The following is a 10702-nucleotide window of genomic DNA, read 5'->3' as shown; positions in this document are numbered from 1 at the left end:
CGGCGGCTATGACCGTCGTCCCGGCAGCCGCAGCGCCGGTCACCGCGGCTACCGCCCGGCCGAGGCCGAGTCGGGTGCACCCAAGCAGCGCTGGAACGCGTCCGAGCGCGCCGGCCGCGACGAGGCCCGTGGCATCCGCAACCGCGCCGAGTCCGGACGCCGCGAAGCGCCGCACCACCGCAACGACGAGCGCAACGAGCGTCCTCGCTACAACGACCGGCCCAGCGTCGGCGGACGCTTCGACGACCGTCCGCGTCGGGACGACCGGGGCGGACAGCGTCCGACCGGACAGCGCCCGACCGGACCGGGAACCTACCGCGACGAGCGCGGCGGCGACCGCTCCCGCTTCGACCGCGACGACCGCTCGCGTCGTGACGACCGCGGTGCCGGCACCCAGCGCCAGGGCTTCCGCGACAACGACCACCGCGACGGCGGGCGTCCGGTTCGCGACGATCGCCGTGGTGGCGAGCGTCCCCGCTTCAACAGCGACCGCGGCGCCGAGCGTCCCCGTTTCAACAGCGATCGTGGTGCCGAGCGCCCCCGGTTCGACCGTGACGAGCGTCCGCGGCGTGACGACCGCGGCGGCGACCGTGCCCGGTCGAACGACCGCAGCAACGACCGTGGCGGCGAGCGTTCGTACGACGCCGACCGCGCCCGTCGCGCCTTCGACCGCGACCGCACGCAGCGCTCGTACGAGGGTGGCCGTGACGAGCGTTCGCGTCCGTCGACCGGTGGCGCGTACCGCACCGAGCGTCCGCGCCCGCTGACCTCCGACACCCGCGGGCGTCCGGCGCGCAACGAGCGTCCGAGCCGCAACGACTGGAACGCCACCAGCCGTCCCGAGTCGACCGGTGCGAAGTTCACCCCGGGCGATGACGTCGTGCACGAGCGCCTCGAGGCGAAGTCCGTCGCGGCCGTCGAGGTCGACGGTGTGACCTTCGGCGACCTCGGTCTCGGCTCGAACATCGTCGAGACCCTCGTCGGCATGGGCGCGGCCACGCCGTTCCCGATTCAGGCCGCCAGCATCCCGGCCGTCCTCGCCGGGCGCGACGTGCTCGCCCGTGGTCGCACCGGATCCGGCAAGACCATCGCGTTCGGTGCACCGCTCGTCGAGCGCGTGCTGCAGTCGCAGGCCGGCAAGCGCCGTGAGTTCGGACGGTCGCCGCGCGCGATCATCCTCGCTCCGACGCGCGAGCTCGCGCTGCAGATCGACCGCACGATCCAGCCGATCGCCCGCAGCGTCGGCCTCTTCACCACGCAGATCTACGGTGGTGTCCCGCAGGGCCGCCAGGTGGGTGCGCTGAAGAAGGGCGTCGACATCGTGATCGGCACGCCCGGTCGCGTCGAAGACCTCATCAACCAGGGCAAGCTCGACCTGTCGGACTGCCGCATCGCGGTGCTCGATGAGGCCGACCACATGTGCGAGCTCGGATTCGTCGAGCCCGTGCAGCGCATCCTGCGTCACACCGCAGACGGCAGCCAGAAGCTGCTGTTCTCGGCCACGCTCGACCGCGAGGTCGCGGCGCTCGTCGACGAGTTCCTCGTCGACCCGGCGGTCTACGAGGTCGCCGGTGAGGACCAGGACTCCAGCACGATCGAGCACCGCGTGCTCGTGATCGAGCACCGTGACAAGGCCGACATCCTCACGTCGCTCGTCGACCGTGCCGGCAAGACGCTCGTCTTCGCCCGTACGCGCGCCTACGCCGACATGCTCGCCGAGCAGTTCGACGATGCCGGCATCCCGGCCGTCTCGCTGCACGGTGACCTGAACCAGGCCAAGCGCACGCGCAACCTCGAGCGTCTGACCTCGGGTCGCGTGAACGTGCTCGTCGCCACGGATGTCGCCGCCCGCGGCATCCACGTCGACGACATCGACCTGGTCGTCCAGGCCGACGCGCCCGACGAGTACAAGACGTACCTGCACCGCTCGGGTCGTACCGGTCGCGCGGGTCGTTCGGGTCGCGTCGTCACGCTGATCACGCGTCAGCGCCAGCGTCGCATGACCGAGCTGCTCGACCGGGCCGAGATCGACGCACCGTTCGAGAACGCGCGCCTCGACGACGACGTGATCGAGGAGATCGCCGGTCGCTTGCCGACCGCGGCCGACCTCACCGCCTGAGTTCGTCTCACCAGAGGCCCCGTCCCGCTTTCGCGGTCCGGGGCCTCTGTCGTCCCCGCCCGCGCCCCGCCCCGTCCCCGCCCACAGTGCTGCCGAGCGCACGGGATGCTGCCGAGTGCACGGCTTACCAGCGTGAAGAAGCCGTGCGTTCGACGCGGAGCCGTGCACTCGGCGTGGGTGAGTGTGGGCACTGGCGCCGCCGCCTCGCCTCGCGACGCACGACGCGTCGATCCCGAGTGCACGGGATGCTGCCGAGCGCACGGCTTGTTTCCGCGAACAGCCCGTGCGGTCGGCACTAAACCGTGCACTCGGCGGCGGGCGGCGGCGGCGTGGCGGGGCGCGGAGGGCGGGGAGGGCGGCGGGGGAGGGGAGGGCGGTCAGGCGTCGGAGAGGGTGAAGCGGGCGGCGCCGGCGATGCCGATCACCGCCGCCCAGGCGAGCAGGACCAGGGCTCCGGTGAGCACCGTCAGCACGGTGTCGTCCGGCGCGAACAGCTGCGACCCGGCCCGGGTGGGCAGCCACCGGGCGTGCTCCCCGAGCGCGGTGAGGGCGAACGGCAGGATGTACGCGACGACGAGCATCGTCACCAGCGCCGGCACCAGATGCCGCAGGACGAGCGTCACCGCGTGGGCGAGCAACCCGATCAGCACCAGATACGCGACCGCACCGCCGAAGCGGCCGAGATCCTCCGTCGTCGCTGCGACAGCGTCGGCATCCGCGACGACGAGCGTCAGTCCTGCGGCCACCCACGCCACCGCGACGGTCAGCGTCCCGACGAGGAGGAGCACGATCACGGCGGCAACTGTCTTCGCGACGATCACCCGCATTCGACGAGGAACCGTGATGAGTGTGGTGCCGAACTGTCGCCCGAGATACTCCTGCGACACGGGCACCACCCCGAGCAGGATCGCGCCCGCCTGCGCATACGGCATGGCCTCGAGCGCCGCGTCGACCGCCGATACGGCACCTCCGCCCTCGGCGCGCAGTCCGGCGAAAGCCGCCGCGACGAGCTCACCGACGACGACCATGCCCGCGGCGGCATATGCCGTGAGGGGCAGCGTTTGCAGCTTCGAGAGCTCGGCCAGCAGGGCCCGCCGCATCAGGCGTCTCTCCGGGTGAAGACGAGCGCTCCTGCAGCCACCGCTGCGACGGCCCAGGCGGCCATGACGAGCCCGCCCGGCACAGCGTCGAGCCCTCCGGGGAGGACGAGTTCCGCATCGAAGCCGAACAGATTGCGTCCCGCCATGTCGGGAAGCCAATGGGCGAGCGGGGTCACCTTCGTGAGCAGCAGGGAGAACGAGACCACCGAGCTGTTCAGGATGAGGATGATCAGCGGGAGCGTGCCGTTGCGCGTGATCAGGGTGATGCCGAAGGCGAGGAGAGCGGTGAGGGTCCAGTAGACCGTCGTGCCCACCATGCGCCACATCGCCTGCTCGACGGGGACGGACTCGGGTGCGAGGTCGCCGAGGAGCAGTTGCGCGACCCCGAGGCAGGACGAGAGGGCCACGGCCGCGGTCAGGAGGGTGATCGCCACCACCGCCGTGAGCTTGGCCAGCACGAGCCGCACGCGACCGGGAACGGTGACGAGCGTGCTCGTGATCTGCCGGGACCCGCCGGCATCCGGGCTGTTCGGCGTGTATTCGCTGCTGACCGCCAGCACGCCGACGACGATCGCTCCGATCGTGCCGAGCGGCGCCGCGGCGAAGGCGGTCTCGAAGACCGAGATCGGGCCGAACAGGTCGGCTTCGCCCTCGTCGAGGGCGGCGACCGCCTGCGTGGCGTTCAGCGTCGTGATCGCGATGGTGCCGAGGACGCTCGCGAGCACGCCGGCCCATACTCCCGGGAGTGTGAGGGTCTTGCCCGTCTCGGCGGCGATGGTTCGGAGGAGTCTCATCGTGCGGTGCCGCCGTTCGACTCGGGCGACCCGCTCCCGCCGGTCAGGGCGAAGAAGGCTGCTTCGAGGTCGGCGTGCCCCCGGGTGATCTCGTCCACGGTGCCCGCGGCCACGATCCGGCCCTGGGCGATCACGACCAGGTCGTCCGCGACTCCGGCGACCTCGCCCATCAGGTGACTCGACAGGAGCACGGTTCCTCCGGCATCCGCCTGGCTGCGCAGCAGCTCGCGCATCCACCGGATGCCTTCGGGGTCGAGTCCGTTCACGGGTTCATCGAGGATGAGCATCGGCGGCTCGCCCAGCAGTGCCGCCCCGAGCCCCAGACGCTGCCCCATGCCGAGCGACAGCCGACCCACCTTGGTCCGCGCCGCGTGGGCGAGCCCGACCTGTTCGAGCACCTCGTCGACGCGGTGACGGCGGATGCCGCCCGCCCTGGCGATCCAGGCAAGGTGGCCCCGGGCTGTCCGTGAGCGGTGGGCGCCGGAACCGTCGAGCATCGCCCCCACCGTCCGCAGCGGATCGCGGAGGTCGCGGTAGGCGTGGCCATCGATGAGCGCGCGTCCCGCGGTCGGCCGGTCGAGCCCGAGGAGGATGCGCAGCGTCGAGGACTTCCCGGCTCCGTTCGCTCCGAGGAAGGCCGTCACGCGGCCCGGCCGTGCCTCGAAGGCGATATCGTGGAGCACCGTGCGGGAACCGTGCCGTTTCGTGAGTGATTCGATCGTCAGCATCCCTCGATCTCAGCGGTCCGCGCCCTCCGCGGCATCGCCCTGCAGGCGGGAAGCCCTCCGATCTCTCCGACCCGGGTTCCTCCACCCCTGGTCTGATGTGCGTGGCTTCGAGGGTGCCTAGACTCGGGCGGATGGATGCTTCGCCCCGACCGACCTGGCGCTCGCGCACGTGGATCGCCGCCGGGGGCATGATCGCGCTGCTGGTCGTCGTCCTGAGCGTTCTCGGTCTCGACGGTCCGCAGAGCCTGGCGGTCGTGTTGACGACGGCGGGGATCCTCGCCGTGGGTGTCCTCGTCTGGGCGACGGTTCGATCGCAGCGGCAGCGTCGGGAGTATGAGCGCAGCCTCACGGATTGGGCGGCCGAACGGGCGGCGCAGCAGGAGCGGCTCCGGATCGCTCGCGAGCTGCACGACCTGGCATCACACGGACTTGGCCTGATCACGATGCGCGCCGCCGCCGTGGCCCCGCTCGAGGGTGTCACCGGCGACGCGGAGCGGCGCAGAGCCCTCGTCGACATCGAGGAGGCAGGGCGTTCCGCGATGTCGGAGCTGCGAAGGATGCTCACTGTGCTGCGCGAACCGGGAGACGAGGTGCCGCTGCAGCCGCCCGCACGGCTGTCGGAGGTGCCGGGGATCGTCACCGCCGCGGAGGCGTTCGGCGTGCGCGCGAGCCTGCGCGCGGAGGACTTGGGCGAGGTGTCGCCCGCAGTCGAGGCCGCCGCGTGCGCGACGGTCCGGGAGGCGCTCGCGAACGTCGGACGCCATGCGGGGCCGGTGCCGGCGCGCGTGGCCGTCGAGCGGGACGGGAACGCTCTCCGCGTCGTCGTCGCCGACGACGGTCCTGCGCGCGGATGGCAGTCTCAGCCGGGAGCCGGCCACGGTCTGCGGGGCATGCGCGAACGGGTCGGCGCCCTCGGGGGCACGCTGATCGCCGAGCCCGTGGGGACGGGATTCCGCGTCGAGGCGCGCCTGCCGTTCGAGGCGGGGGCATGAGCGACGAAGGGATCCGCGTCCTGATCGCCGACGATCAGGCCCTGCTGCGACACAGCCTCGCCCTGATCATCTCCGGTGCCGAGGGGCTGACGGTGGTGGGCGAGGCCGAAGACGGCGCGGGCGCGATGGAGCTGGCGCGCGCCATCGCCCCGGATGTCGTGCTGATGGACATCCGGATGCCGGGGCTCGACGGCATCAGCGCGACGCGCGCCATCACGACGGCCCTGCCCGGCACCCGCGTGCTCGTGCTCAGCATGCTGGAACTCGACGAGTACGTCGACGGCGCCCTGCGCGCGGGTGCCAGCGGCTTCCTGCTCAAGGATGTGCGCCCCGAGCAGCTGATCGAGGCCATCCGCCGCACGCACGACGGGGAGTCACTGTTCGCGCCGAGCATCCTCATCCGCCTCGTCGAGCACTTCCTCGAAGGCGCGAATCGGCCGGCCGGACGCCCGCTCGCAACCCTCACGGCACGGGAGACCGAGGTGCTCACGCTCGTCGGCAGAGGCCTCGCGAATGCCGAGATCGCCGCGGCGCTCACGATCTCTATGGCCACGGTGAAGACCCACATCGGCAGCCTGCTGTCGAAGCTCGCGGCACGGGACCGCGCGCAGCTCGTGATCGCGGCGTACGAGCAGGGGCTCGTGGGCGCCTGAGACTCGCGCGGTGTCAGGCCGGCTCGTGCACGTGCACGGTCGAGGTCAGGCTCGTGCCGTTGAGGTCGAGGTAGATGACGCTCTCGGCCCGCGTGAGAGTCATGGTGTTGCGGCGCTCGATCAGGGCGGCCGCCGTGTCGATGAACCCCGGGTCGAAGCTGTACACGCGGATGTCCTCGCGGCGGTGGATGCGCTTGTCGGTCCACGGCGCCATCACCTTGGCCGGGTCGCGATGCGTGTAGACCACCGTGCGTTCGGCGAGGCGGCTGCCGTGATGCAGTCGCTCGGCATCGGGAGCCCCGATCTCGACCCACGCCGTGATCAGCCCGGTCATGTCGCGCACGAGCACCGCCGGCTCCTCGGTCGAGGAGATGCTGCCGCCGAATGTGATGCCCTCGGCGAACTCGAGCCCGTAGGCGAGCACCCGCGTGAGCATGTACGCATCGGTCTCGGACGGATGCCGGGCCACTCGCAGCGAGTAGTCCTCGTAGATTCCGCGGTCGGTGTCAGCGAGCTGCACCTCGAACGTGTGGACTGTCGAACCGATCGCCATGATCCCCGAGCCTACGCGGGTGCGGGAGCGGAGGCCGACCGGGTGAGAGGGGCGATCCGGATCAGAACAGCATCGGCTGCGCAGCCGCGGCGGCGCTGGGCGTGAAGCGCACGGCTGCCGCATTCGTCGCCCCTGTCTGCAGGTGGCCCGACTGCACGTGGCCCTGCCCTGGTCGGAACCCTCGGCGCGAGTAGTCGTCTTCGTGGCGGCCGTCGAGGCCGTGCATCCGGATGAGGGGGCGGGCACGCTTCGCGAGCCACTGCCGGTATCCCTTCGGGGCCTCTGCCGAGACGCCGGGGTAGAGGCCGCGATACGACGACACGAGGTCGGGGCGATGCGTGCCGAGCCACTCGAAGAACCACGGCTTAACCCCCGGTCGCAGGTGCAGCGCTCCATAGATGACGGTGCGCGCTCCCGCCTCCTTGATGCGCACCAGGGCGCTGTCGATCGCCTCGAGCGAGTCGGTCATGTGCGGCATGATCGGCATCAGGAAGACCGTGACCGGGAACCCGGCGTCGGCCAGGGCGCGCACGGTGTCGAGACGGGCCTGGGTGGTCGGCGCTCCGGGTTCGATGGCCTTCTGCAGCTCGTCGTCGTACATCGCGATCGACATCTGCACGTCGATGGGCACGCGCTGCGCGGCCTTCACGAGCAGCGGGATGTCGCGGCGGATGAGCGTGCCCTTGGTGAGGATCGAGATCGGGGTGCCGGATGCGGCGAGCGTCTCGATGATGCCGGGCATGAGCTTGTAGCGCCCCTCGGCCCGCTGGTACGGGTCGGTGTTCGTGCCCAGTGCGACCGTCTCGTGCTGCCAGCTGCCGCGCCGCAGCTCCTTCTCGAGCACCTCGACCACGTTCACCTTGACCACGATCTGCGAGTCGAAGTCCGATCCGCCGTCGAGGTCGAGGTACTCGTGCGTGCCGCGGGCGAAACAGTAAACGCATGCATGCGAACATCCACGGTAGGGGTTGATGGTCCAGGCGAACGGCATGCGCGAGGCGCCGGGAACGTGGTTCAGGGCCGACTTCGACAGCACCTCATGGAACGTCATCCCGGCGAACTCGGGGGTGGTCACCGACCGCAGCACGCTGGATCGGTCTTCGAGCCCGGGCAGCGCCGCCGCATCCGTCTCGCCGAGTTTCTGTCCCTGCCACCGCATCTCCACATTCGAACATAATGACGATAGAAATGCAAGCGGCTCTGAAACTTAGCTTCGAATGAAAGAATGGACCAATGCCCCTCTCGCCGCACGCTCAGCATGCGGCTCCGCGCTCCCCGATTCACGGCCCCGCGCTGCCGCTCGGCATCGTCGTGACCGCGATCGGCGTGCTGCTCTCGATCGCCTCCGCTCCCGTCGCGGCGGTGGAGGCCGCGCCGATGCCGGAGCCGGTCGCCGTGATGCAGGTGCCGACCGTGCAGGTCGAGGCGACGACGGCCGCCGACCCGTGTGCGGACCCGGCCGTGCAGCAGGCGGTGCAGGCCGGCGACGACGCGGCCGTGGTCGCGGGCTTCGGCGGGGGAGCGGCTTTCCGCGAGGCCGTGGTGGCGGGCAACGCGCCCTGCATCTCGCTTCGCGATCCGGCCCGGGTCTGGGTCGTCGTGAACAAGAGCCTCCCGCTGAAGCCCGCGGACTACGAGCCAGGGGCGCTCGACTCCGTGCCGCTGCAGATGACGACGCTGTCGGGCCGGGTGCGGACCGATGTCGCGGCCGCCGTCGGGCAGATGGCCGACGCGGCGGAGGCCGCCGGCGTGGGGCGCATCGGCGCCAACAACGGCTACCGGTCCTACGGGCTGCAGGTCACGACCTACGACACCCACGTGCGCTCCCAGGGTCAGGGGCAGGCGGATGCCGGCTCGGCACGGCCAGGCCACAGTGAGCACCAGACCGGCCTCGCCCTCGACGTCGTCGCGTGCGGCAGCGGCTGCGGTGGACTCGACGGCTTCGGCGGCACCGCGCAGAGCGACTGGGTGGCGGCCCACGCGTGGGAGTACGGGTTCATCGTGCGGTACGAGCAGGTGGGCACGCCGGTGACCGGCTACGCGCCCGAGCCGTGGCACCTCCGCTACGTCGGCGTCGACCTCGCCAGGGCGTACCACGACGGCGGATTCCACACGCTGGAGGAGTTCTTCGGACTCCCGGCCGCCCCCGACTACGCGCACTGAATCGGCCGGAACGGCCCGTTCTGCGGCATCCGACAACCGCGGTACCCAGTGTCACCTCTGATGGGATGCATTCTCACAACGTCCTGTCCGAGCCGGTGCCCGGCACGTAGAATCGCCGGAGCAACGATGCACGACACGTTCGGGAGGACGCAATGGAACGCGACATCTACGAAGAGGATCACGAGGCATTCCGCGACCTCGTCAAGGACTTCGTCAAGCGCCACGTGAACAACGAGGCGATCGAGCGGTGGGATGCCGCGGGGGAGATCGACCGGGCGACCATGCTCGCTGCCGGCGAGGCCGGCCTGATCGGATTGTCCGTCCCCGAGGAGTTCGGCGGCGCCGGGATGCTGCAGGACTACCGCTTCCGCACGATCGTGATGGAAGAGGTCATCGCCGCAGGGGCGGGTTCGCTGGCCGGTGCGTTCGGCATCCAGGACGACCTGGCCGTGCCCTACCTCGTGCACATGGGAACGCAGGAGCAGAAGGAGAAGTGGCTGCCCCGCATGGCCACGGGTGAAGTGCTCGGCGCGCTCGCGATGACCGATCCGGGTGCGGGTTCCGATCTGCGTGGCATCAAGACCAACGCCAAGAAGGTCGACGGCGGCTACATCCTCAACGGCGCGAAGACGTTCATCTCCTCGGGCACGACGGCCGACGTCGTCGTGACTTTCGTCAAGACCGGTGAGGGCAACCGTCCCGACGCGTTCAGCCTGCTGCTCGTCGAGAAGGGCATGGAGGGCTTCGACCAGGGCAAGAAGCTCAGCAAGATGGGCTTCCACGGCTGGGACACGGCCGAGCTCAGCTTCACCGACGTGTTCGTCCCCGACGAGAACCTGATCAGCGGCAAGGAGGGTCAGGGCTTCATCCAGCTGATGCTCAACCTGCCTCTCGAGCGTCTCTCGATCGGCGTCGCCGCAGCCGCAGCCGCGCAGGCCGCTCTCGACTGGACCGTCGCCTACACCAAGGACCGTGAGGCGTTCGGCGAGCGCATCGCCGACTTCCAGAACACCCGCTTCCGGCTCGCCGACATGGCGGCGAGCACCGATGCGATGTGGGCGTACATCGACCGCGCGCTGCTCGCGTACAAGAACAGCACCCTCACCGCGGAGGACGCCGCGAAGGTCAAGTTCTGGGCGACCGAACGCGAATGGGAGGTGCTCGACACCGGCGTGCAGCTGCACGGCGGCTACGGCTACATCATGGAGTACCCGATCGCCCGCGCCTTCACCGATGCTCGGGTGCACCGCATCTACGGTGGCACGAACGAGATCATGCGCGATCTCGTCGGTCGTCAGATCGTCGGCAAGCGCTGACACACGGCTGAAGAGGCCCCCGGATGCTGCGGCATCCGGGGGCTTCGTCGTCTGCTGGCCTCTTCTTCGTCTCCCGGCCTTCTTCGTGTCCCGGCCCTTCTTCGTCTCCCGGCCCTTCTTCGTCTCCCGGCCCTTCTTCTCTGCGGCATAACCCGTTCCCCGCGACACAACTTCGGAGATCGGGCGCGACTCGCCGTCGAAGGGGGCCGCGGGGCGGCGTGTCGCCCCGGAACTCCGAAGTTGTGTCGGGGGTCGCGGGTCGGGGGTGGGGGTGGGGAGACGGG

Annotated in this window: 10 protein-coding genes; 5 read left to right on the top strand and 5 right to left on the bottom strand. The window is 70.5% G+C overall.

The window, feature by feature from the left end; genetic code table 11:
- On the top strand, positions 1 to 2119 hold a 2119-nt coding region (locus DW298_RS00150), incomplete at its 5' end, for a DEAD/DEAH box helicase (RefSeq protein ID WP_136040480.1).
- 377 nt (positions 2120 to 2496) lie between these two features.
- Here the strand turns inward: DW298_RS00150 and DW298_RS00145 are convergent.
- From DW298_RS00145 to DW298_RS00135, 3 genes are read right to left on the bottom strand one after another with little or no spacing between them, the layout of a single operon-like run.
- Complete coding sequence (locus DW298_RS00145) at positions 2497 to 3219, bottom strand: ABC transporter permease (protein ID WP_136040479.1); 723 nt, start codon at positions 3217 to 3219, stop codon at positions 2497 to 2499.
- Entirely contained in the window at positions 3219 to 4013 is a 795-nt protein-coding gene (locus DW298_RS00140; protein WP_136040478.1) for an ABC transporter permease, read from the bottom strand. Before DW298_RS00140 ends, DW298_RS00145 begins: the two co-directional genes overlap by 1 nt.
- The gene (locus tag DW298_RS00135) at positions 4010 to 4741 is read right to left on the bottom strand and encodes an ATP-binding cassette domain-containing protein (protein WP_136040477.1); all 732 of its coding nucleotides are present in this window, start codon (positions 4739 to 4741) and stop codon (positions 4010 to 4012) included. Before DW298_RS00135 ends, DW298_RS00140 begins: the two co-directional genes overlap by 4 nt.
- A 131-nt stretch (positions 4742 to 4872) precedes the next feature.
- On the opposite strand from DW298_RS00135, the gene DW298_RS00130 reads away from it, so the two are divergent.
- Positions 4873 to 5733, top strand: a complete 861-nt coding sequence (locus DW298_RS00130; RefSeq protein ID WP_136040476.1) for a histidine kinase — start codon at positions 4873 to 4875, stop codon at positions 5731 to 5733.
- Complete coding sequence (locus DW298_RS00125; protein ID WP_136040475.1) at positions 5730 to 6386, top strand: response regulator transcription factor; 657 nt, start codon at positions 5730 to 5732, stop codon at positions 6384 to 6386. Before DW298_RS00130 ends, DW298_RS00125 begins: the two co-directional genes overlap by 4 nt.
- A gap of 13 nt (positions 6387 to 6399) precedes the next feature.
- Here the strand turns inward: DW298_RS00125 and DW298_RS00120 are convergent, their stop codons facing one another.
- Both DW298_RS00120 and DW298_RS00115 read right to left on the bottom strand, forming a co-directional pair.
- The gene (locus tag DW298_RS00120; RefSeq protein WP_136040474.1) at positions 6400 to 6939 is read right to left on the bottom strand and encodes a YaeQ family protein; all 540 of its coding nucleotides are present in this window, start codon (positions 6937 to 6939) and stop codon (positions 6400 to 6402) included.
- Between the two features lie 61 nt (positions 6940 to 7000).
- Entirely contained in the window at positions 7001 to 8098 is a 1098-nt protein-coding gene (locus DW298_RS00115; RefSeq protein ID WP_136040473.1) for an Rv2578c family radical SAM protein, read from the bottom strand.
- Positions 8099 to 8172: 74 nt separating this feature from the next.
- Between DW298_RS00115 and DW298_RS00110 the strand changes: the two genes are divergently transcribed.
- Together DW298_RS00110 and DW298_RS00105 are read left to right on the top strand one after the other, a co-directional pair.
- Positions 8173 to 9102 (top strand): M15 family metallopeptidase, encoded by a 930-nt coding sequence (locus DW298_RS00110; RefSeq protein ID WP_136040472.1) that lies wholly within the window; start codon positions 8173 to 8175, stop codon positions 9100 to 9102.
- A gap of 152 nt (positions 9103 to 9254) precedes the next feature.
- Positions 9255 to 10418, top strand: coding sequence for an acyl-CoA dehydrogenase family protein (locus DW298_RS00105; RefSeq protein ID WP_136040471.1), 1164 nt, complete (start codon positions 9255 to 9257; stop codon positions 10416 to 10418).
- Positions 10419 to 10702 lie beyond the last annotated feature (284 nt).

This window comes from Microbacterium sp. A20, assembly GCF_004794515.1.
Taxonomy (GTDB): domain Bacteria; phylum Actinomycetota; class Actinomycetes; order Actinomycetales; family Microbacteriaceae; genus Microbacterium.
The sequence above is the reverse complement of the archived record's forward strand: the minus strand, read 5'-3'. Positions and strand labels throughout refer to the sequence as shown.